Origin of the sequence: Kitasatospora sp. NPDC057738, assembly GCF_042798815.1 — a bacterium.
GTDB lineage: Bacteria > Actinomycetota > Actinomycetes > Streptomycetales > Streptomycetaceae > Kitasatospora > Kitasatospora lactacystinica.
Genome location: NZ_JBHVJT010000015.1, coordinates 66,902 through 89,438 on the forward strand (window position 1 = coordinate 66,902; position 22,537 = coordinate 89,438).

Consider the following 22,537-nt stretch of genomic DNA (forward strand, 5'->3'; position numbering starts at 1 on the left):
CCGCACGGGGGAGCCCGTCAGGACTCCCCCGCCACCACCGCCCCGGCCTCGTACGCGAACACCACCGCGTGCACCCGGTCCCGCAGCCCGAGCTTGCTCAGCACATTGCTGACGTGCGTCTTCACCGTGTGCTCGCTGACCACCAGCTCGGCCGCGATCTCGGCGTTGGACAGCCCGCGCGCGATCAGCCGCAGCGTCTCCCGCTCGCGCAGGGTCAGCTGCTCCAGCAGCCGCGACGGCGGTCGCACCGCCCGCTCCGGCGCCCCCGGCCGACGGGCCGCGAACTCGCCGATCAGCCGCCTGGTCACCGACGGCGCGAGCAGCGCCTCCCCCGAGGCGACCATCCGCACCCCGTGCGCCAGGTCGTCCCGCCGGACGTCCTTGAGCAGGAAGCCGCTGGCACCCGCGTACAGCGCGTCGAAGACGTAGTCGTCGATGTCGAAGGTGGTCAGCATGATCACCTTGGTCGACGGGAACTCGGCGCACACCCGGCGGGCCGCCTCCAGCCCGTCCATCACCGGCATCCGGACGTCCAGCAGCAGCACGTCCGGACCGTGCGCGCGCACCGCCTCGATCGCCTCGGCACCGTCGCACGCCTCGGCCACCACCTCGATGTCCGGCTGCGCGTCCAGGATCATCCCGAACCCGGCCCGCACCAGCTCCTGGTCGTCCGCGACGACCACCCGGATCGGCGTCATTCGTCCACCCTCTCCACCACCCCGCCGGTGCCCAGCGGCAGCCGGGCCCTCACCAGGAAACCCCTGCCCTCCGGCCCCGGCCCGGCCTCGGCCAGCCCGCCGCAGGCCGCCGCCCGCTCCCGGATGCCGACCAGCCCGCGGCCGCCGGACCAGCCGACCACCGCACGGCCGGCCGCGGCCGGCACCCCGCGTCCGTTGTCCGAGACCACCACCTCCAGCACCTCCCCGGCCCGCCGCACCCGGACCGCGACCCGGTCCGCCCCGGCGTGCTTGACCGTGTTGGTCAGCGCCTCCTGCACGATCCGGTACGCCGCCGTCTCCACGTCGGCCGGCAGCGGACCCTCCTGTCCGGGAAGTTCGAGATCCACCCGCGGCCCCGCCGCGCGCACCCGGTCGGCCACCGCGGCGAGTTCGGCCAGCCGGGGCTGCGGCGCCAGCTGCCGGCCCGCCTCCGGATCCTTCAGCACCCCCAGCACGCGCCGCAGCTGGACCATCGCGTCCCGGCCCGCGTCGGCGATGGTGTCGAACGCGCGGACGGCCCGGTCCGGATCGCTGCGCACCACCACCGGCCCGGCCTCGGCCTGGATCACCATCAGCGAGACGGCGTGGGCCAGGATGTCGTGCATCTCCCGGGCGATCCGGGCCCGCTCCTCCGCCACCGCCCGGGCCGCGTCGCTCGCCGCCCGTTCGCCGGCGTCCCGGGCCCGCTCCGCCTGCACCCGGGCCAGCTGCCGCTGGGCGCGCACCAGCGAACCGAACACGAAGGTGCCGACGGAGGTGACCAGGCTGAACAGCGCGCCGTTCGGCGAGTGGGTGCCCAGCACGTTGCCGGCCACCACCACCGCCAGCACGCTCCACCGCACCCGCTCCGAGGACCGTTCCGCCACCGTGTAGAGGGCGACCACCCCGGAGAGCGGCACCTGGGGGTTGGCCGAGTGCGCCACCACCGAGATCACCAGCGACGGCGCCGTCGCCAGCGCCAGCACCGTCAGCGGCCTCAGGCGCCGCCAGGGCAGCGGCAGCGCGGTCGCCACCGCGAGCAGGTGGATCCACCACGGGCGCACCGTGGTGTCCTGGGACACCGCCCAGAGCGCGACCCCGGCCGCCGCCACCGCCAGCAGCGAGTCCGGCAGGTACGGGCCGAACCCGTCCACCCGGCCGCGCAGGCGCACCGCACGCTCCACCCCGGTCCCTCCCCCGTAGCCGGGGACGCCGCCCCCGCGCAGGAGATCATGCCCTACCGGCAGCGCCTGCGGAACGCCCAGGTCAGCCACCGCTGACCGTCACTCCGCCGGTCTCCGCCCGGGCGCTGATGCTGCGCGCCGCGCCCGGCTGCGAGGGGATGCCCAGGTCCACCGCGCCGGCCGAGGCCCGGGCGTCCACCGCGTACGCCTCCCCGGCCGGCACCCGCAGCCGCACCCCGCCGTTGGTGGTGCTCGCCTCGACCTTCGACGGCGCCGCGGCGAAGTCGGCCCGCACCCCGCCGTTCACCGTGGTCAGCCGCACCCGCGGGGCCCGCAGCCCGTCGGCCTCGACCCCGCCGTTGGTCACCTCGGCGTCCACCTCGCCGGCCAGCCCGGACAGCTTGACGCCGCCGTTGCCCTCCTTCACCCGCACCCTGGTCCCGGCGGGCACCTGCACGGTGTACCCGATCCCGCAGGAGCCGCAGTCGTACGTCAGCCTCAGCACGCCGTCCGTCACCTCGTGGGTGCTCTTCGGCGCGTCCCCCCGGTAGTCCTGCTTCTCGACCACGTGCACGGCGTCACCGCCCCCGTGCACCACCACCCCGCCGTCGGCCCCCTCCACGACGAGCTCCCGGACCGGCCCCGCCACCCCGTAGCTCACCGTCCGGTGCTCCGCGTCGTCCCCGAACGGCAGGCAGGCCGACATCCCGACCAGCACCCCCGCCGTGATCGCCACCGCGCCCAGCACCCGCTTCATCCCCGGCTCCTTCGAAAGCCCGTCGACCGACACCGGGAACCCTCCCTCGGCGGCCGCCCCGACCGCCTCCCCCGCCGGAGCGGTTCCCGCCCCTCCCCCGTGCGACGGAGCCGTCCGGCCCGGGGAATGCCGAAGGGCCCGGAGGCTTGATGCCTCCGGGCCCTTCTCTTTGTAGCGGGGACAGGATTTGAACCTGCGACCTCTGGGTTATGAGCCCAGCGAGCTACCGAGCTGCTCCACCCCGCGTCGGTAAACATGACTCTACGCGACTTCGGCCGAATGACCTAATCGGCTTCCGTCCGTGCCCCGAACGGCCCCGCCGGCCGGGCCTCCCCCACGCTCCCCAGCGGCCCCTGACGGCCCCTGGAGCCCCCGGGAACGCCGCAGGGCGGCCACCCCGTGGGGTGACCGCCCTGCGATCGGTGCTGCGCGACTCAGCCGGTGTACGGGCCGTAGTCGTAGTCGTCCAGCGGAACCGCCTGGCCGGAGCCGGCGCCGAAGGGCGACAGGTCGTAGTCGTCGTAGCCGACGGCCGAGTACATCGCGGCCTTGGCCTCCTCGGTCGGCTCGACCCGGATGTTGCGGTAACGGGGCAGGCCCGTACCGGCCGGGATGAGCTTACCGAGGATGACGTTCTCCTTGAGGCCCAGCAGCGGGTCCGACTTGGCGTGGATCGCCGCGTCGGTGAGGACCCGGGTCGTCTCCTGGAAGGAGGCGGCCGACAGCCAGGACTCGGTGGCCAGCGAGGCCTTGGTGATACCCATCAGCTGCGGACGGCCGGAGGCGGGGTGACCGCCCTCGGCGACGACGCGGCGGTTCTCCTGCTCGAAGCGGCCGCGCTCGACCAGCTCGCCGGGCAGCAGCTCGGCGTCGCCCGACTCGATGATCGTCACGCGGCGGAGCATCTGCCGGATGATGATCTCGATGTGCTTGTCGTGGATCGACACACCCTGCGAGTTGTAGACCTTCTGGACCTCGGCGACCAGGTGGACCTGGACGGCACGCTGGCCCATGATGCGCAGGACGTCGTGCGGGTTGGTGGCACCCATGGTCAGCTTCTGGCCGACCTCGACCGCCTCGCCCTCGCTGACGAGCAGCTTCACACGCTTCGAGACCGGGTAGGCGATCTCGTCGGTGCCGTCGTCCGGCGTGACGACCAGCTTGCGGGTCTTCTCGGTGTCCTCGATGCGGACCCGGCCCTGCGCCTCCGAGATCGGAGCCACACCCTTCGGGGTACGGGCCTCGAAGAGCTCGACGACACGCGGCAGACCCTGGGTGATGTCGTCACCGGCCACACCACCGGTGTGGAAGGTACGCATGGTCAGCTGGGTACCGGGCTCACCGATGGACTGGGCGGCGATGATGCCGACCGCCTCACCGATGTCGACCAGCTTGCCGGTGGCCAGCGAGCGCCCGTAGCACATGGCACAGGTGCCGACGGCCGACTCACAGGTCAGGATCGAGCGGGTCTTGACCTCGCCGATGCCGTGGCGGATCAGCTCGTCGATCAGGACGTCGCCGAGGTCGGTGTTGGCGGTGGCAAGGAGCTTGCCGTCCACCGTGATGTCCTCGGCGAGCATGCGGGCGTAGACGCTGGTCTCGACGTCGTCGGCCTTGCGCAGCACGCCGTCCGCACCCACGGAGCCGATCGCCAGCTTCAGGCCGCGCTCGGTGCCGCAGTCCTCCTCGCGAATGATGACGTCCTGGGAGACGTCGACCAGACGACGGGTGAGGTAACCGGAGTCGGCGGTACGGAGGGCGGTGTCGGCCAGACCCTTACGGGCACCGTGGGTGGAGATGAAGTACTCCAGCACGGACAGACCCTCACGGAACGACGCCTTGATGGGTCGCGGGATGGTCTCGTTCTTGGCGTTCGACACCAGACCACGCATACCGGCGATCTGGCGCATCTGCATCATGTTTCCACGAGCACCCGAGTCGACCATCATGAAGATGGGGTTCGTCTTCGGGAAGTTCTCGTTCATGGCCTCGGCGACCTCGTTGGTCGCCTGGGTCCAGATGCCGATGAGCTCCTGCTTGCGCTCGTCGTTGGTGATCAGGCCGCGCTCGTACTGACGCTGGACCTTCTCCGCCTTCGCCTCGTAGCCCTCGAGGATCTGGGGCTTGTTCGGCGGGACGACGACGTCGGAGATCGAGACGGTGACACCCGAGCGGGTCGACCAGTGGAAGCCGGACGCCTTCAGGTTGTCCAGGGTCGCCGCGACGACGACCTTGGGGTAGCGCTCCGCCAGGTCGTTGACGATCGCGGAGAGCTGCTTCTTGCCCACCTCGTAGTCGACGAACGGGTAGTCCTCGGGCAGCAGCTCGTTGAAGAGCGCGCGGCCCAGGGTGGTGGTCAGGCGGAAGGGCTCGCCGTCGAACCAGCTCGACTGGCCGTCCTCGTCCACCGGGGCGGTCCAGCCGCGCGGCGGGACGGTGCCGGCCGGCAGGCGCAGCTCGATCGGGGCCTGGACGTCCAGGTCGCGGGCGTCGAAGGCCATGATCGCCTCGGCGGTCGACGAGAAGGTGCGGCCGGCGCCCTTCACGTTCTCGCGGTCCGAGGTCAGGAAGAACAGACCGAGCACCATGTCCTGGGTCGGCATGGTGACGGGGCGACCGTCGGCCGGCTTCAGGATGTTGTTCGAGGACAGCATCAGGATGCGGGCCTCGGCCTGCGCCTCCGCGGAGAGCGGCAGGTGGACGGCCATCTGGTCACCGTCGAAGTCCGCGTTGAACGCGGTGCAGACGAGCGGGTGGATCTGGATGGCCTTGCCCTCGACCAGCTGCGGCTCGAAGGCCTGGATGCCGAGGCGGTGCAGGGTGGGCGCACGGTTCAGCAGGACCGGGTGCTCGGCGATGACCTCTTCGAGCACGTCCCACACGACCGGGCGGGCACGCTCGACCATGCGCTTGGCCGACTTGATGTTCTGCGCGTGGTTCAGGTCGACCAGGCGCTTCATCACGAACGGCTTGAAGAGCTCCAGCGCCATGGCCTTCGGCAGACCGCACTGGTGCAGCTTGAGCTGCGGGCCGACGACGATGACCGAACGGGCCGAGTAGTCGACTCGCTTGCCGAGCAGGTTCTGACGGAAACGACCCTGCTTGCCCTTCAGCATGTCGCTGAGGGACTTCAGCGGGCGGTTGCCGGGGCCCGTGACCGGGCGACCACGACGGCCGTTGTCGAACAGCGCGTCGACGGCCTCCTGGAGCATGCGCTTCTCGTTGTTCACGATGATCTCGGGGGCACCGAGGTCGAGAAGGCGCTTCAGGCGGTTGTTGCGGTTGATCACGCGGCGGTACAGGTCGTTCAGGTCGGAGGTCGCGAAGCGGCCACCGTCCAGCTGCACCATCGGACGCAGGTCCGGCGGGATGACCGGGACGCAGTCCAGCACCATGCCGTTGGGCTTGTTGGTGGTCTGCAGGAACGCGGAGACGACCTTGAGGCGCTTGAGCGCACGGGTCTTCTTCTGGCCCTTGCCGGTGCGGATGATCTCGCGCAGGCGCTCGGACTCCTCCGCCAGGTCGAAGGTCTCCAGGCGGTCCTTGAGGGCCGCCGCGCCCATCGAGCCGGAGAAGTAGGTGCCGAAGCGGTCGCGCAGCTCGCGGTAGAGCAGCTCGTCGCCCTCGAGGTCCTGGACCTTGAGGTTCTTGAAGCGGGCCCACACCTCGTCGAGGCGGTCGAGCTCGCGCTGCGCGCGGTCGCGCAGCTGCTTCATCTCGCGCTCGGCGCCCTCGCGCACCTTGCGGCGCACGTCGGCCTTGGCGCCCTCGGCCTCCAGCTCGGCCAGGTCGGTCTCGGCCTTCTTGGCGCGGGCCTCGAGGTCCGAGTCGCGGCGGTTCTCGATCTGCTGGCGCTCGACCGAGACGTGCGCCTCCAGGGACGGGAGGTCGCGCTGGCGGCGCTCGTCGTCGACCCAGGTGATCATGTAGGCGGCGAAGTAGATGACCTTCTCGAGGTCCTTCGGCGCCAGGTCGAGCAGGTAGCCCAGGCGGGACGGCACGCCCTTGAAGTACCAGATGTGGGTGACCGGGGCGGCCAGCTCGATGTGGCCCATCCGCTCGCGGCGCACCTTGGCGCGGGTCACCTCGACGCCGCAGCGCTCGCAGATGATGCCCTTGAAGCGGACGCGCTTGTACTTACCGCAGTAGCACTCCCAGTCCCGGGTGGGGCCGAAGATCTTCTCGCAGAAGAGCCCGTCCTTTTCCGGCTTCAGGGTGCGGTAGTTGATGGTCTCCGGCTTCTTGACCTCGCCGTGCGACCACTGGCGGATGTCGTCGGCGGTGGCCAGGCCGATGCGGAGCTCGTCGAAGAAGTTGACGTCAAGCACTGGTCGTCAAGCCCTCTTTCGTAAGTCGAGAGTCGTTCATGTGGTCTGAGGGGGGCCTGGGGGCGGGCCGGCCGCTGCTGCGGCCGGCCCGGCCTCCGTCAGACCTCTTCGACGCTGCTCGGCTCGCGCCGGGACAGGTCGATGCCGAGCTCCTCGGCGGCGCGGAACACGTCCTCGTCGGAGTCCCGCATCTCGATGGACTGGCCGTCCGAGGACAGCACCTCCACGTTGAGGCAGAGCGACTGCATTTCCTTGATGAGAACCTTGAAGGACTCGGGAATGCCGGGCTCGGGGATGTTCTCGCCCTTGACGATGGCCTCGTAGACCTTGACTCGGCCGAGGACGTCGTCGGACTTGATGGTGAGGAGCTCCTGGAGCGCGTAGGCCGCGCCGTACGCCTCGAGGGCCCACACCTCCATCTCACCGAAGCGCTGACCACCGAACTGCGCCTTACCACCGAGCGGCTGCTGGGTGATCATCGAGTACGGACCGGTCGAACGGGCGTGCAGCTTGTCGTCGACCAGGTGGTGCAGCTTGAGGATGTACATGTAGCCGACCGAGACCGGCATCGGGAACGGCTCGCCGGAGCGGCCGTCGAACAGTCGGGCCTTGCCGGTGGAGTTCACCAGGCGCTCACCGTCACGGGTGAGGGTGGTGTTGTCCAGCAGGCCGGTGATCTCGTCCTCGCGGGCGCCGTCGAAGACCGGGGTGGCGAGGTTGGTGCCGCCCTCGACGGTGTCGGCGCCGATCGCCTGCAGGCGCTGGGCCCACTCGTCGGCCAGCCCGGAGACGTCCCAGCCCTGCTTGGCGAGCCACCCGAGGTGGATCTCCAGGACCTGTCCCGGGTTCATTCGGGACGGGACACCCAGCGGGTTGAGGATGATGTCGACCGGGGTGCCGTCCTCCAGGAACGGCATGTCCTCGACCGGCAGGATCTTCGAGATGACGCCCTTGTTGCCGTGACGGCCGGCGAGCTTGTCACCGTTGGTGATCTTGCGCTTCTGGGCCACGTAGACGCGGACCAGCTGGTTGACGCCCGGGGGCAGCTCGTCGCCCTCTTCGCGGTCGAAGACGCGGACGCCGATGACCTTGCCGGACTCACCGTGCGGAACCTTCAGCGAGGTGTCGCGGACCTCACGGGCCTTCTCGCCGAAGATCGCGCGGAGCAGGCGCTCCTCCGGGGTCAGCTCGGTCTCGCCCTTGGGCGTGACCTTGCCGACCAGGATGTCGCCGGTGACGACGTCGGCGCCGATGCGGATGATGCCGCGCTCGTCGAGGTCCGCGAGGACCTCCTCGGAGACGTTCGGGATGTCCCGGGTGATCTCCTCGGGGCCGAGCTTGGTGTCACGGGCGTCGACCTCGTGCTCCTCGATGTGGATCGAGGAGAGGACGTCGTCCTGCACGAGGCGCTGCGACAGGATGATCGCGTCCTCGTAGTTGTGACCCTCCCACGACATGAACGCCACGAGCAGGTTCTTGCCGAGGGCCATCTCGCCCTCGTCGGTGCACGGGCCGTCGGCCAGCACCTGGTTGACCTCGACCCGGGCGCCCTCGTCCACGAGCACCTTCTGGTTGAAGGCGGTGCCCTGGTTCGAGCGGGTGAACTTGGCGGCGCGGTACGTGGTGTACGTGCCGTCGTCGTTGGCCACGGTGACGTAGTCGGCCGAGACCTCCTGGACGACACCGGCCTTCTCGGCGGTGATGACGTCCGCGGCGTCGACGGCGCAGCGGTACTCCATGCCGGTACCGACCAGCGGAGCCTCGCTCTTCAGCAGCGGCACCGCCTGGCGCATCATGTTCGAGCCCATGAGCGCGCGGTTGGCGTCGTCGTGCTCGAGGAACGGGATCATGGCGGTCGCGACCGACACCATCTGGCGCGGCGAGACGTCCATGTAGTCGATCTCGGTGCCCGGGATGTAGTCGATCTCGCCGCCACGGCGGCGGACCAGGACACGCGGCTCGGCGAAGTGCAGGTCCGCGGTCAGCGGCGCGTTCGCCTGGGCGATGACGTAGCGGTCCTCCTCGTCGGCGGTCAGGTAGTCGACCTGCTCCGTGACGACACCCTCGATGACCTTGCGGTACGGGGTCTCGATGAAGCCGAACGCGTTGACCCGGCCGTACGAGGCGAGCGAGCCGATCAGACCGATGTTCGGGCCTTCGGGGGTCTCGATCGGACACATGCGGCCGTAGTGCGAGGGGTGCACGTCACGGACCTCGAAGCCGGCCCGCTCACGGGACAGACCACCGGGGCCCAGCGCGGACAGACGACGCTTGTGGGTCAGGCCCGACAGCGGGTTCGTCTGGTCCATGAACTGCGACAGCTGGCTGGTGCCGAAGAACTCCTTGATGGAGGCGACGACCGGCCGGATGTTGATCAGGGTCTGCGGCGTGATCGCCTCGACGTCCTGGGTGGTCATGCGCTCGCGCACGACGCGCTCCATACGGGCGAGACCCGTACGGACCTGGTTCTGGATGAGCTCGCCGACGTTGCGCAGGCGACGGTTGCCGAAGTGGTCGATGTCGTCGACCTCGACCACGATGTCGCGGCCTTCGTCGTCACGCCACTCGGTCTCGCCCGCGTGCAGCTTCACCAGGTACTTGATCGCACCGATGATGTCGGGCTCGGTGAGCACGCCGGAGTCCAGCGACTCGGCGTTGCCCAGCTTGCGGTTGACCTTGTAACGGCCGACCTTCGCGAGGTCGTAGCGCTTCGGGTTGAAGTACAGGTTCTCCAGAAGCGTCTGCGCGGCCTCGCGCGTGGGCGGCTCGCCCGGACGCAGCTTGCGGTAGATGTCCAGCAGCGCGTCGTCCTGGCCCTGGGTGTGGTCCTTCTCCAGGGTGGCGCGCATCGACTCGTACTCGCCGAACTCCTCGAGAATCATCTCGTTGGTCCAGCCGAGCGCCTTGAGCAGCACGGTGACGGACTGCTTGCGCTTGCGGTCGATGCGGACGCCGACCATGTCGCGCTTGTCGATCTCCATCTCCAGCCAGGCACCACGCGAGGGGATGACCTTGCAGGAGTAGATGTCCTTGTCGGACACCTTGTCCAGGGTGGAGTCGAAGTACACACCCGGGGAGCGGACGAGCTGCGACACGACGACACGCTCGGTGCCGTTGATCACGAACGTGCCCTTGTGGGTCATGAGCGGGAAGTCGCCCATGAAGACCGTCTGAGACTTGATCTCACCGGTCTCGTTGTTGGTGAACTCGGCCGTGACGAAGAGCGGGGCCGCGAACGTGAAGTCGCGGTCCTTGCACTCGTCAATGGAGTTCTTCGGCGGCTCGAAACGGTGGTCGCGGAAGGTCAGCGACATCGACCCGCTGAAGTCCTCGATCGGGGAGATCTCCTCGAAGATCTCCTCCAGACCGGACTTCGTGGGGACGTCCTGACCACTCTCCAGGGCCGCCTCGACCCGGGACTTCCAGGCCGCGTTGCCGAGCAGCCAGTCAAAGCTCTCGGTCTGCAGGGCCAGGAGGTTCGGGACCTCGAGGGGCTCCTTGATCTTCGCGAACGAGACGCGGAGCGGGGCGGTGGATGCGGCGGAATTGTTCGAGGCGTTGCGCGGCGCGGCCAAGAGGGGGGTCCTTCCGAGGGCTCGGAGCTCACTACGCGCGTACCAGCCGGGCCTGCTTGGGCTTGGTGCCGCCTCCCTCGCCACTGGCCTCCGCCGGGGTCGAAACCCCAGGTCAGAGCCGCTTTGCGGAGGCGGTGCCAGACCCCATCAGGGCAACGCAAACTCCGGGCGACGAGTCACGGAGAAGCTAACAGGCAGCGCAAAGGGACAGTGTAGCCAATGGCGACACTGCTGTCCAGCTCTGATTCGGAGACCGAATCGGAGACTCCTCCCGGTAGCCGGCGGGCGCGGGCGCCCACCGGGTACTGCTCTAACTCACGTGGAGTCATTTCCCGCCGGAGCCACTGGTTATGCATCCAGTGGCGAACCAACCCGGCGGACTCGCGCCTTGAGAATCGCGCGCCGCGCCAGGTTCGTCAAGGGCCCGCCGGCGGCGCGGGCCTCGACCTGTCTATCGATCCGGCGCCCCCCGGCGTTACAGAAGCCGTGGTGGCGCCGCCCTCGACGACGTTGATCACCATACCCCCCGGCACCGACGGTGCCGAGTGGGCCGTCGGCCACGCCGGCGGGCCGTACCGGCCGGTCGGGGGAACGGGGCCGGGGGCGGCCCCGGCGGGGCCCGGGCCCGGCCCGGAAACGCGAAAAAGCCGGGCCGACCACCCGCAAGGGTGATCGGCCCGGCCCTACGCCCCCTCAGAGGGGGCGCGAGATCACTTGACGGTGACCTTGGCGCCGGCGCCCTCGAGGGCAGCCTTGGCCTTCTCGGCAACGTCCTTGGCAACCTTCTCCAGGACCTTGGCACCAGCGGTGTCAACGAGGTCCTTGGCCTCCTTCAGGCCGAGGGAGGTCAGGGTGCGCACCTCCTTGATGACCTGGATCTTCTTGTCGCCAGCGGCCTCGAGGATGACGTCGAACTCGTCCTGCTCCTCAGCGGCCTCGGCGGCCGGGCCGGCAACGCCGGCGGCGGCAACGGCGACCGGCGCGGCGGCGGTGACGTCGAACTTCTCCTCGAAGGCCTTCACGAAGGCGGCCAGCTCGATGAGGGTGAGCTCCTCGAACTGCGCGAGCAGCTCGTCCTGGGACAGCTTCGCCATGATGGCGTCCTTCCACTAAATCGGCAGGTTGGTGCCGGATGTACGGGTGGGGCGGGCGTACGGGCCCGCAGCGAGGCGTGAGCCTGCCGAATTACTCGGCGGCGGCGTCCTCGGCGGCGGGAGCCGGCGTACCGGCACCGCCCTGCTCGACCTTGTCGCGCAGCGCGTCCACAGTGCGGACGAGCTTCGACGGCAGGGCCTGGAAGAGCGCGGCAGCCTGGGACTGCTTGGCCTTCAGGGCACCCGCCAGCTTGGCGAGCAGCACCTCGCGGGACTCGAGGTCCGCGAGCTTCTTGATCTCATCGGCGGACAGCGCCTTACCGTCAAGGACACCGCCCTTGATGATGAGAGCGGGGTTCTCCTTGGCGAAGTCACGCAGAGCCTTCGCCGACTCCACCGGGTCACCGGTGACGAAGGCGACAGCCGTCGGACCGTTGAACAGGTCGTCGAGCTCCGTGATCCCGACCTCATTGGCCGCGATCTTGGTCAGCGTGTTCTTCACCACGGCGTACTCGGCGTTGTCGCCGAGCGAGCGACGCAGGGTCTTGACCTGCTTCACCGAGAGACCGCGGTACTCGGTCAGCAGCGCCGCGGAGGAGCCACGGAACTTGTCCGTGATCTCGGCGACGGCGGCAGCCTTGTCGGGCCTGGCCATAGGCTTACGCCTCCTTCCGTGATGTCGAATTCGGGCCGACCGCGAAAGTCGACCTAGGTCGCCGTGGACCGACCGGACGGAAGGAAAGCCCTTGCAGAAATGCAATGAGCCCCGGTGCGCAGGGGCACGGGGCTCGGAACGACCTCGACGGACCTCCACGCGAACGCGGGACCCGGAAATCGAAGCTCCAGACGCACCTGCGCGGGCTGCCTGCGACGAAGCGCAGATCCTTCGGTCACCTGCTCCCTGACGGGCGCGGCGACAACCAGCGGTCTTTGGCTTCGGCCAGCGTAGCCGGAGCCCTCCGCGAGGTGCAAATCGCCCCCGGACGGAGCAGGCCCGGGCCGTCCCGGAGCATCCCGGGCGCCCGCTCAGCGGGCCAGCGGGGAGACCGTCCGGACGCCGGTGTCCGCGGTGTCCGCCTCGGCCGGCGCCTGCGCCGAGAGCAGCGCGCCGGCGAGGTCGGTGTAGAGCACCGAGTCGTCCGCCCGCCCGCTGTCCCCGCTGCCGGTGCGCTGGAGCCGGACCAGCTGGTCCTTGTCGTTGAGCCAGAGGTCCAGGGTGAGGGAGATCGAGCCGCCGGGCGCGAGCGCGACCCGCAGGCCGTCCCGGCGGGACTGGGTCAGCTGGGTCTGGGCGGCGGCGTACTTCTCGGCGGTGGTGGTGACCCGGTAGTGCTCGACGGTGGAGTCCTCGAACTTCTCCTCGCCGACGAAGACCGGGTCCGTCCCCTCGGCGTTGGCCGCGGTCAGCGCCTCGACCGGGTTCAGCAGGTCGATCAGCCCGGCGTACGGGATCTCCTTGTGGCCGTCCGCGTCCGGCGGGACGGTGAAGCGCTCCCAGTGCCGGCCGCCCTGCCGGGCCGCGGTGGCGGCGTCCCCGCCCTGGTAGGCGACGGTGTCCACGACGATCAGCTGCTCGGCCTCGGCCGGGGTGGAGCGCTTGATCTGGAGCGCGGTCTTGGGCTGCCAGAACAGCGGGCCGGATCCGGCGTCCGAACCGAGCCGGTAGCTGACCTTGGCCCGGCGGGCGGTCTGCATGGCCAGCTGGGCGGAGAGCAGCACCCCGTGCGGCGAGCGGTCGGTGGGCTTGGCCTGCGCGCTCGGGGAGGCGGTGGAGAGCGGGGCGCCGACCGGGCTCGGGCTGCCGGGCGTCGCGGCGGGCGCGCCGCCGTCCCCGCCGCACCCGCTCAGCCCGCTCGCCAGCAGGGCGACGGCGGCCACTGCCGCCAACCGCTGCCGTGCCGCCATCGCCCGTTCCCCTCTCGCCCGGCCCCGTCCCGCGGCGGCCCCGTCCCGGCCACCTTGCCACCCGTCCCCGGTCCGCCCGGTGGCGGCCCCCTCCGCCGGGCGGATCCACCGGGTCGGCCCAGCCGGGCCCGGGGCCGGGGGGGGGGGGGGAGGGGCGTGGTGGCCCCCCTCCCCCCTTCCCCCGGCTCTCCGCCCCCCTCGGCGTCCTCCCGGCGTGGACAGCTGGCCCCGCCTCCCCCTCCGCGGGGTGGCTCCACGGGTTGGTCCGAGCTGGGCCGGGGGGGGGGGGGGGGGGGACTGTCTCCCGTTCCCCCCCCCCCCCGGCCGCGCGGATCAGCTGCCGGCCGCGGCCTTCTGGAGGTCGGCGAGGTCGATGAAGTCCGCCGGGGTGGAGGCGATCACCGGGGTGCCGTAGTCCGAGTAGCTGACGGTGACGTTCAGCGCGCCGGCCTTGGTCTCGGCCACCTCGCTCCGCTTGACCACGAGCTTGTCGGCGTCGACCCAGACGTCGATCTGGTCGGTGGTGATGCCGGCCGTGTCCAGGTTCTGCTTGATCTTGTCGACCTGCGCCTGGGTCATGCCCTGGCCGGTGGCCTTGACCACGTCGGCCGCGCTGAGCACACCGGAGTAGTGGGTGGTGGCCTTGCCGTTCACCGTCTCCTGGCCGACCTCGGTGACCTTGCCGCTGGCGATCAGCGTCCGGACGCCCTGCACCGGGTCCGCGCTCTGCAGCTGGTCGGTCGTGCCGCCGGACGCCTTGGCCATGTCGGCCTTGCTGTAGCGCACCCACTTCGGGCTGCCGCTCTCCACCAGCTGCCCGCCCAGGCCCATGTACATGGCGTCCTTGGCGTACAGGTAGTGCACCTTCGGCCCGCCGGTCAGCGGCTCCAGGAGCTTGGCCATCGGGGAGCCCGACAGGTCCATCGTGAGGTCGGCCTCCAGGCCGTCGGCCCAGGACACCGCCCCCTGGCCCTTCATGACGACCTCGCCGACCTGGATCACCTCGTCGACCTTCGCCGACTTGGCCGCGCCGGTCTTCTGGGTGACCTGCTCCAGGAAGACCGCCGGGCTGACCTTCTCCGGCTTCGCGGCGGTGGTCGGGGCGGCGGCCGACGGGGTGGCCGAGGTGGCGGCCGTGGTCGGCGCGGCCGGGGCGGCGCTCTTGTCGTTGTTGTTGCACGCGGTCGCGGTCAGCGCCAGGGCGGCGAGGACGACGGCGACGGCGGTCTTGCGGGTTCCAGCCATGATTCCCCCCTTGAGGACCCCCGGGCGCGTGGTGCGCCCGGGGTGGTAGCCGGTTGTTGCGGGTGGGCCCGGTGTCCGGTCCGGCCGGATCAGCCGAGCAGCTTGAGCACGTCGGCCTCGTTGCCGAGGTCGCCGGCGGCCGGCGCCGCGATCGCGGCGGCCTTGCCGAGGTTGGAGTACTTGATCGTGACGGCCTGCTTCTCGCCGTTGGTGTCGCCGTACTCCTTGTACTGGACGAGCTCCTGGTTGGCGTTCAGCCAGAAGTCGATGGTGAGGGTCTTGCCGTCCTCCTCCAGCGTCTTCTGGACGGCCGTGCGCTGGCCCGCCGAGAGCGCCGTCATCCCGGCCACCAGCGCGGCGGTGTCCTGCTCCGCCCGCAGGTGGGTGGTCTGGACGCCGTCCACGGCCTCCTGGCCGATCTTGGAGAGCTTGCCGCTCTGGGCCGCGACGGTGAGCAGGACGACCGGGTTCGTCATCTGGCCGACCGCCCGGAAGCTGTCGCCCGTCGCGTCGGCGGGCATCTTGACCCAGTGCTTGCCGCCGAGGGCCGGCGCGACGTCGTCGCCGCCGCCGAGGTAGGCGTCCGTTCCGAGCACCCGGATCCGGAGCTTCTTGCCCTCGATGTCGCTGGCCAGGTCCACGGCCGCCTTGGCCGGGTCCTTCCAGTCCGCGTCGCCGGTGCCGGCGGGGTCGGTGGGATCGGCCGGGATCATGGTGACCTTGCCGTTGCCGGCCTTCTGCATCACCACGGCGGACGCGGCCAGCGCGGCCTTCGGGTCCGCGGCCAGGGCCGCCGCGAGCGGGTCGGCGCCCTTGGCGTCGGCGCTCTTGGTGTCACCGGGCTTGGCCTCACCGGTCTTGGTGCCGCCCTTGGCGTCGCCGCTCTTGGCGTCACTGCCGCAGGCGGTCGCGGCACCGAGCAGGACGGCCGTCGTCGCGACGGCCGAGGCGAGGCGCAGAGCGCGCATGAAGGTACCCCCGTGAGATCCAGATCCCCATGGAAGAACCGATCGTCAGCTCTTCTCATGTTCTTTTCATGCGGACTCTAACGGATCGTCGATGTCCCCACGCACCGGATATCCGCCTCCCCGTCACCCGCCCGCGGCGGGCGTCGCGTCCGCCGCCCCGGGAGCCGAGACATCGGTCGTCGTCACCGTGGTTCCCGCGTCCCCCCGGACCGTCTCGCGCAGCCGCAGCAGCTGCATGCCGGGCCCGACCCAGATGTCGTAGCCGATCGCCGTCACCCCGTGCTGCCGGTACCAGTCCAGTGTGGCGGCGCGCCGTCGCGGGCTCAACTCGTCGTCCTTGCCGAACAGTTCGGCCACCGGCGCGGAGCCCTGGTAGTGCGCCACGGTCACCCCGGCCAGCTGCTCGCCGCCGAGCGAGGTGAGCTTGACGCCCTGGGCGACCTCGTACGCCCGGCCGCCCGGGCTGGAGATCAGAGCCGTCGTCCAGCCGCCCGCGAAGCCCTCCGGGTCGGGGCCCGCCCCGGGGTCGACCGACTCGGCGGTGCTCCGCTCCGCGTGCCTCGCCGCGCCGTCCTGGTAGACGAGGTCGAGGGCGCCGTCCTTCACGGTCAGCCGGCCGCTGCCGCGTTCGTCGGTGACGGTCAGTCGGGCCTCGTCCGAGGCGCCCCAGACCAGGGAGCCGCTCGCGGTGCGCCGGCCGCCCGGGCCCTCCCGCACCACGTCGATCCGGGCGCTGCCGGCGTCGTCCAGCGCCTGCGCGGCGGTGAGCACCACCTGCTTGGGCGGCACCGGCGCGGGGCCCCCGGGGGTGCCGGTGGTCGGAGCGGCCAGCAGGCTGCACCCGGTGGTGGTGGCGAGCAGCAGGGCCGCTGCGAGAACGGTGGGGCGAGGGGCGGGCGGCACGGCACACTCCGGCGGTCACAGGTGCTCCACGTGGTCTGACCGGCAGAGCGTACGACGGTTCGGCCCGCCGTACGGACTGCTCTAGAGCGCTGAGGCTCAGACCGCGGCCGGGTCCTCCTCGACGAGGAGGTTGCGGGTGCGGTTCGGGTCCACCTGGATGCCGGGGCCCATGGTGGTCGAGATCGCGGTCTTCTTGATGTAGCGGCCCTTGGCGGCGGACGGCTTGGCGCGGAGCACCTCGTCCAGCGCGGCGGCGTAGTTCTCGACCAGCTGCTCGTCGGTGAAGGAGGCCTTACCGATGATGAAGTGCAGGTTCGAGTGCTTGTCGACGCGGAACTCGATCTTGCCGCCCTTGATCTCGTTGACCGCCTTGGCGACGTCCGGAGTCACGGTGCCGGTCTTCGGGTTCGGCATCAGGCCACGGGGGCCGAGCACGCGGCCGAGGCGGCCGACCTTGCCCATGAGGTCCGGGGTGGCGACGACGGCGTCGAAGTCGAGGCGGCCCTTGGCGACCTCGTCGATGAGCTCGTCGGAGCCGACGATGTCGGCACCCGCAGCACGCGCGGCCTCGGCACGCTCGCCGGTCGCGAAGACCAGGACCCGAGCGGTCTTACCGGTGCCGTGCGGGAGGATCACGGTGCTGCGGACCATCTGGTCGGCCTTGCGCGGGTCGACACCCAGACGCATGGCGACCTCGACGGTGCCGTCGAACTTGGTGGTGCTGGTCGCCTTGGCGAGGCGGACGGCCTCGAGGGGGGCGTAAAGGCGCTCGCGGTCGACCTGGGCGTCCGCGGCCTTCAGGGCCTTGCTGCGCTTCATAGCTGCTCCTGAATGGTGAATGGAGGTGTGGTGTCACGGGCCTGCGCGGGCCCTACCACAAGAACCGGCTGAATCAACTTTCCCCTGGCGGGAAGGGAGATTCTCAGCCCTCGACGGTGATGCCCATCGACCGGGCGGTGCCGGCGATGATCTTCTCCGCGGCGTCCAGGTCGTTGGCGTTCAGGTCGGGCATCTTGGTGGTGGCGATCTCACGGACCTGGGCGCTGGTGAGCTTGGCGACCTTGGTCTTGTGCGGCTCGCTGGAGCCCTTGTCCACACCGGCGGCCTTCAGGATGAGGCGCGCGGCCGGCGGCGTCTTCGTGATGAAGGTGAAGGAACGGTCCTCGTAGACCGTGATCTCCACCGGCACGATCATGCCGCGCTGCGACTCGGTCGCGGCGTTGTAGGCCTTGCAGAACTCCATGATGTTGACGCCGTGCTGACCCAGCGCGGGGCCGACCGGCGGCGCCGGGTTGGCCGCACCGGCGTTGATCTGGAGCTTGATAAGCCCCGTGATCTTCTTCTTCTTGGGAGGCATGTCTCTCCGGGTCCTTCCGAGAGGTGATTGCTGGTGCGTGCGGAACCGGGGCGACACCCGGCCGCCAGCACACACATCGGACCAGGCTAACGCGTCGGCGCCGCTGGACCAAAACGGATTCGGGGCAGGGCCCTCGGCCCCGCCCCGAATCCGAAGACCGTGGGACTAGTTCTTCTGGATCTGGTCGAAGGAGAGCTCGACCGGGGTCTCCCGGCCGAAGATCTCGACCAGGCCCTTGACCTTCTTCGAGTCCGGGTTGATCTCGTTGATGGTCGCCTGGAGGGTCGCGAACGGACCGTCGGTGACGGTGACCGAGTCGCCGACCTCGAAGTCCAGCACCTGGATCTCGCTCGGCTTGATCGGCGACGGCTTGCCCGCCTCCTTGGCGGCCTGGCGCTCGACGTCGGGGGCGAGCATCTTGACGACCTCGTCCAGGGTCAGCGGGTACGGGTCGTAGGCGTTGCCGACGAAGCCGGTGACACCCGGGGTGTTGCGCACGACGCCCCAGGACTCCGGGGTGAGGTCCATGCGCACCAGGACGTAGCCGGGGAGCTTGTTCTGGCGGATGGTCTTGCGGTCGCCGTTCTTGATCTGGACGACCTCCTCCTGCGGCACCTCGGCCTGGAAGATGTACTCCTCGACGTTCAGCGAGACGGCGCGCTGCTCCAGGTTCTGCTTCACCCGGTTCTCGTAGCCGGCGTAGGTGTGGATCACGTACCACTCGCCCGGCATGAAGCGCAGGTCCTCGCGGAACTTGGCGACCGGGTCGACCTCGTCGGCCGGCTCCTCCTCGACGGTCTCCTCGGCGGCGAGCTCGGCGTCGAGTTCGGCCTCGCCCTCCACGCGCAGCGCGGCCTCCTCGGCGGGCTCGCCGGCCTCGGCCTCGTCGTACGCCTCGACCTCGTCCTCGTCGCTGTCCGCGGCGTCCACGATCTGCTCGGCGGACTCGACGTCGTCAGCCAGCTCGGTCGCGTCCGGCGCGGCGGCGACATCCGCATCCGCCTCGCGGACGGTCTCGTCGGCGTCGTACAGGGGGGACTCAGACACGGTGGCGGCTTCTTTCCTGGAGATGGTGAAGGTGGCGCGCTCCTCGACCGGTCCGGCGTACGGCCGCTCGCGCGGGCGCCAGGCGAGGTCTCGGAGACTTCAACAGTACCGAGTCCACGGTAACCGCGCGTACGTCCGGCACCGACAGCTCGACCCGGGCCGAGGATTCGGCCCGGGTCGGGAAGCTGTTCGAAAGGTGAGGCGGCCGGTCAGCCGAAGACCAGGAGGCTCAGCTTGGAGAAGCCGTAGTCCAGGCCGGCCACGAAGGCCATCACGACCACGACGAAGGTGACCACGACGGCGGTGTAGCTGGTGAGCTCGCCGCGGGTGGGCCAGACGACCTTGCGCAGCTCGGCGATGATCTGGCGGTAGAACAGACCCATCCTGGCGAACAGGCCCTTCTTGGCCCGCTTGCCGGACTTCTTCTGCTTGCCGGACTTGTTCTCGCCCTCGGCCGTGTTCTCGGCGACGCCATCGGCACCCTCGGGGTTGCCGCTCTCAGGCGTTGCGGTGGAGCCCGTGGTCTCCGTCACTCGTCCTCACCTGAATCCGGGTCCTGCCGAGCTTCGCCGCGCTCCCGGTGGGGCACGGCCAGTCGGCTAGCGGTGCTGATCGGTGCCATCTCCGCATCAAGCCCGCTCACTCCTGTGGAGCGAACGGGCTGAAAACGGATCTAGCAGCAGGGCAAGAGGGACTCGAACCCCCAACCGCCGGTTTTGGAGACCGGTGCTCTACCAATTGAGCTATTGCCCTACGGTGCCTCGCGGCTCCGGTGGCGACCAACCTACCGCATCTCCCCCCGCTGTCTGTACAGGCGGTGAAAGCTCCGGTTTTTCTCGGCGGGCCGTCGAGCAGCGAGTGTACGTGGTCGAGGGGTGTTTGGTCGAACCTCTTCTTCCGGACCGGCCGGTCACCCGGCGGATGTCCGGTCCGGCGGGGTGCCCGCCGACGGATCGCCGGGGCCGCGATTCGGACGGGAACGTACGGATGCCGATACCCCGATGCCCGGTAGGTCCGGGTTCTGCGACGATGCAGGCATGAGTGCTTCCACCCCTCAGCCCGACCAGTCCATCCGCCCCGCCGACCGCCGGGTCTCCGCCCGGATCGGTGCGATCGCCGAGTCCGCGACCCTCGCCGTGGACGCCAAGGCCAAGGCCCTCAAGGCCGCCGGCCGCCCGGTCATCGGCTTCGGCGCCGGTGAGCCCGACTTCCCCACCCCGGACTACATCGTCGAGGCGGCCGTCGAGGCCTGCCGCGACCCGAAGAACCACCGGTACACCCCGGCGGGTGGCCTGCCCGAGCTGAAGACCGCGATCGCCGCCAAGACGCTGCGCGACTCCGGCTACCAGGTGGACGCCTCCCAGGTGCTGGTCACCAACGGTGGCAAGCAGGCGATCTACGAGGCCTTCGCGGCGATCCTGGACCCGGGCGACGAGGTCATCATCCCGGCCCCGTACTGGACCACCTACCCGGAGTCGGTGCAGCTGGCCGGCGGTGTCCCGGTGGAGGTCGTCTCCGACGAGACCACCGGCTACAAGGTCTCGGTCGAGCAGCTGGAGGCCGCGCGCACCGAGAACACCAAGGTCGTGCTGTTCGTCTCGCCCTCCAACCCGACCGGCGCGGTGTACACCGAGGCCGAGGCCGAGGCGATCGGCCGCTGGGCGCTGGAGCACGGCCTGTGGGTGCTCACCGACGAGATCTACGAGCACCTGGTGTACGGCGACGCCACCTTCACCTCGCTGCCGGCCCTGCTGCCCGAGCTGGCCGACAAGTGCGTCGTGGTCAACGGTGTCGCCAAGACCTACGCGATGACCGGCTGGCGGGTGGGCTGGGTGATCGGCCCGAAGGACGTCATCAAGGCCGCGACCAACCTCCAGTCGCACGCCACCTCGAACGTCTCCAACGTCGCCCAGCGCGCCGCCCTGGCCGCCGTGGCCGGCGACCTGGACGCGGTCTCCGAGATGCGCGAGGCCTTCGACCGCCGCCGCAAGACCATCGTGCGGATGCTCAACGAGATCGACGGCGTGTTCTGCCCCGAGCCCGAGGGCGCCTTCTACGCCTACCCGTCGGTGAAGGGCCTGCTGGGCAAGGAGATCCGCGGCAAGCGCCCGCAGACCTCCGGCGAGCTGGCCACCCTGATCCTGGACGAGGCCGAGGTCGCGGTCGTCCCGGGCGAGGCCTTCGGCACCCCCGGCTACCTGCGGCTCTCCTACGCGCTCGGCGACGCCGACCTGGTCGAGGGCGTCAGCCGGGTGCAGAAGCTGCTCGGCGAGGCCCGCGACTGACGCGGTTCGAGCACTGACGTCAATCCGACATACGGGATTCACCCGGCACGCCGCCTCCTTTCACCCCTTCGGGGGATGGAAAGGAGGCGGTTCCCGTTCGGGGGCCGCATACGGCAGTATCGGTGAATGGAACGCCTGTTGAACCCGCGAGACGTCAGGGGCCTCCCGAAGGCCCACCTGCACCTGCACTTCACCGGCTCGATGCGGCCCGCCACCCTCCTGGAGCTGGCCGACAAGCACGGCGTCCGGCTGCCGGAGGCGCTCAGCTCCGGCGAGCCGCCCCGACTGCGGGCCACCGACGAGCGGGGCTGGTTCCGCTTCCAGCGGCTGTACGACACCGCCCGCTCGGTGCTGCGGGACGAGGAGGACATCCGCCGGCTGGTCCTGGAGACCGCCGAGGACGAGCGGCGGGACGGCTCCCGCTGGCTGGAGATCCAGGTCGACCCGACCTCGTACGCGCCCCGGCTGGGCGGGCTGATCCCCGCGCTGGAGCTGATCCTGGACGCCGTGGAGCACGCCGCCGCGGCGACCGGCGTGGGCATCCGGGTCCTGGTCGCGGCCAACCGGATGAAGTCCCCGATGGACGCCCGGACGCTGGCCCGGCTGGCCGTCCGCTACGCCGACCACGGGGTGGTCGGCTTCGGCCTCTCCAACGACGAGCGCCGGGGCCTGGCCCGGGACTTCGACCGGGCCTTCGCGATCGCCCGCAACGGCGGGCTGCTGGCGGCCCCGCACGGCGGCGAGCTCTCCGGCCCGGAGTCCGTCCGGGACTGTCTGGACGACCTGGGCGCCGGCCGGATCGGCCACGGCGTGCGCGCCGCCGAGGACCCGAGGCTGATGGAGCGGCTGGCGGACCGGCAGGTCACCTGCGAGGTCTGCCCGTCCTCCAACGTCTCGCTCGGCGTCTACGAGCACCCCGAGGAGGTCCCGCTGCGCCGGCTCTTCGACGCCGGGGTGCCGCTCGCGCTGGGCGCGGACGACCCGCTGCTGTTCGGCAGCCGGCTGGCCGCCCAGTACGAGCTGGTCCGGGACGTGCTGGGCTTCTCCGACGCCGAACTCGCCGAGCTGGCGCGGCAGTCGGTGCGCGGTTCGGTCGCGCCGGAGGCCGTCCGCAAGGAGCTGCTGGCGGACATCGACGCCTGGCTGGTGGGCGGCCGCGCCCCCGCGGAGCCGGCCGCCGTACCCGCCTGA

The 22,537-nt window shown here is 70.5% G+C and carries 17 protein-coding genes and 2 tRNA genes; 2 read left to right on the forward strand and 17 right to left on the reverse strand.

Annotated features, from left to right (window positions below; genetic code table 11):
• Positions 1-17 precede the first annotated feature (17 nt).
• The 17 genes from ACFVGO_RS10925 to ACFVGO_RS11005 form a co-directional block, all read right to left on the reverse strand.
• Positions 18-698 (reverse strand): response regulator, encoded by a 681-nt coding sequence (locus tag ACFVGO_RS10925; protein WP_380351773.1) that lies wholly within the window; start codon positions 696-698, stop codon positions 18-20.
• Positions 695-1,882 carry a histidine kinase gene (locus ACFVGO_RS10930; RefSeq protein WP_359897537.1) on the reverse strand — a complete coding sequence of 396 codons (1,188 nt, stop codon included), beginning with the start codon at positions 1,880-1,882 and terminating at the stop codon, positions 695-697. The genes ACFVGO_RS10925 and ACFVGO_RS10930 overlap by 4 nt, the downstream gene beginning before the upstream one ends.
• A gap of 82 nt (positions 1,883-1,964) precedes the next feature.
• On the reverse strand, positions 1,965-2,639 hold the full coding sequence (locus tag ACFVGO_RS10935) for a DUF4097 family beta strand repeat-containing protein (RefSeq protein ID WP_359897538.1): 675 nt from the start codon (positions 2,637-2,639) through the stop codon (positions 1,965-1,967).
• 172 nt (positions 2,640-2,811) lie between these two features.
• Positions 2,812-2,885: transfer RNA gene (locus tag ACFVGO_RS10940), tRNA-Met, on the reverse strand.
• 188 nt (positions 2,886-3,073) lie between these two features.
• Positions 3,074-6,967 (reverse strand): DNA-directed RNA polymerase subunit beta', encoded by a 3,894-nt coding sequence (locus tag ACFVGO_RS10945; protein WP_359897539.1) that lies wholly within the window; start codon positions 6,965-6,967, stop codon positions 3,074-3,076.
• Between the two features lie 98 nt (positions 6,968-7,065).
• Positions 7,066-10,542, reverse strand: a complete 3,477-nt coding sequence (gene rpoB / locus ACFVGO_RS10950; protein WP_359897540.1) for a DNA-directed RNA polymerase subunit beta — start codon at positions 10,540-10,542, stop codon at positions 7,066-7,068.
• Between the two features lie 710 nt (positions 10,543-11,252).
• The gene (rplL, locus tag ACFVGO_RS10955) at positions 11,253-11,636 is read right to left on the reverse strand and encodes a 50S ribosomal protein L7/L12 (protein WP_359823749.1); all 384 of its coding nucleotides are present in this window, start codon (positions 11,634-11,636) and stop codon (positions 11,253-11,255) included.
• A 91-nt stretch (positions 11,637-11,727) separates the two neighbouring features.
• Positions 11,728-12,291, reverse strand: a complete 564-nt coding sequence (rplJ, locus tag ACFVGO_RS10960) for a 50S ribosomal protein L10 (RefSeq protein WP_045693068.1) — start codon at positions 12,289-12,291, stop codon at positions 11,728-11,730.
• A 371-nt stretch (positions 12,292-12,662) separates the two neighbouring features.
• Complete coding sequence (locus ACFVGO_RS10965) at positions 12,663-13,541, reverse strand: hypothetical protein (RefSeq protein WP_380631394.1); 879 nt, start codon at positions 13,539-13,541, stop codon at positions 12,663-12,665.
• Positions 13,542-13,874: 333 nt separating this feature from the next.
• Entirely contained in the window at positions 13,875-14,786 is a 912-nt protein-coding gene (locus ACFVGO_RS10970) for a hypothetical protein (protein WP_359897542.1), read from the reverse strand.
• Positions 14,787-14,875: 89 nt separating this feature from the next.
• Positions 14,876-15,754 (reverse strand): hypothetical protein, encoded by an 879-nt coding sequence (locus ACFVGO_RS10975; RefSeq protein WP_380357521.1) that lies wholly within the window; start codon positions 15,752-15,754, stop codon positions 14,876-14,878.
• 123 nt (positions 15,755-15,877) lie between these two features.
• The gene (locus ACFVGO_RS10980; protein WP_359897544.1) at positions 15,878-16,657 is read right to left on the reverse strand and encodes a hypothetical protein; all 780 of its coding nucleotides are present in this window, start codon (positions 16,655-16,657) and stop codon (positions 15,878-15,880) included.
• A gap of 96 nt (positions 16,658-16,753) precedes the next feature.
• Positions 16,754-17,476, reverse strand: a complete 723-nt coding sequence (gene rplA, locus ACFVGO_RS10985) for a 50S ribosomal protein L1 (protein WP_196951777.1) — start codon at positions 17,474-17,476, stop codon at positions 16,754-16,756.
• Between the two features lie 103 nt (positions 17,477-17,579).
• Positions 17,580-18,014, reverse strand: coding sequence for a 50S ribosomal protein L11 (rplK, locus tag ACFVGO_RS10990; RefSeq protein ID WP_359897545.1), 435 nt, complete (start codon positions 18,012-18,014; stop codon positions 17,580-17,582).
• Between the two features lie 165 nt (positions 18,015-18,179).
• Entirely contained in the window at positions 18,180-19,061 is an 882-nt protein-coding gene (nusG, locus tag ACFVGO_RS10995; RefSeq protein ID WP_359897546.1) for a transcription termination/antitermination protein NusG, read from the reverse strand.
• A 209-nt stretch (positions 19,062-19,270) separates the two neighbouring features.
• Complete coding sequence (gene secE, locus ACFVGO_RS11000) at positions 19,271-19,594, reverse strand: preprotein translocase subunit SecE (RefSeq protein WP_359897547.1); 324 nt, start codon at positions 19,592-19,594, stop codon at positions 19,271-19,273.
• 147 nt (positions 19,595-19,741) lie between these two features.
• Positions 19,742-19,814, reverse strand: a tRNA-Trp gene (locus ACFVGO_RS11005).
• A gap of 284 nt (positions 19,815-20,098) precedes the next feature.
• Between ACFVGO_RS11005 and ACFVGO_RS11010 the strand changes: the two genes are divergently transcribed.
• Together ACFVGO_RS11010 and ACFVGO_RS11015 are read left to right on the forward strand one after the other, a co-directional pair.
• Entirely contained in the window at positions 20,099-21,346 is a 1,248-nt protein-coding gene (locus ACFVGO_RS11010; RefSeq protein ID WP_359897548.1) for a pyridoxal phosphate-dependent aminotransferase, read from the forward strand.
• Between the two features lie 126 nt (positions 21,347-21,472).
• Positions 21,473-22,537 (forward strand): adenosine deaminase, encoded by a 1,065-nt coding sequence (locus ACFVGO_RS11015; RefSeq protein ID WP_359897549.1) that lies wholly within the window; start codon positions 21,473-21,475, stop codon positions 22,535-22,537.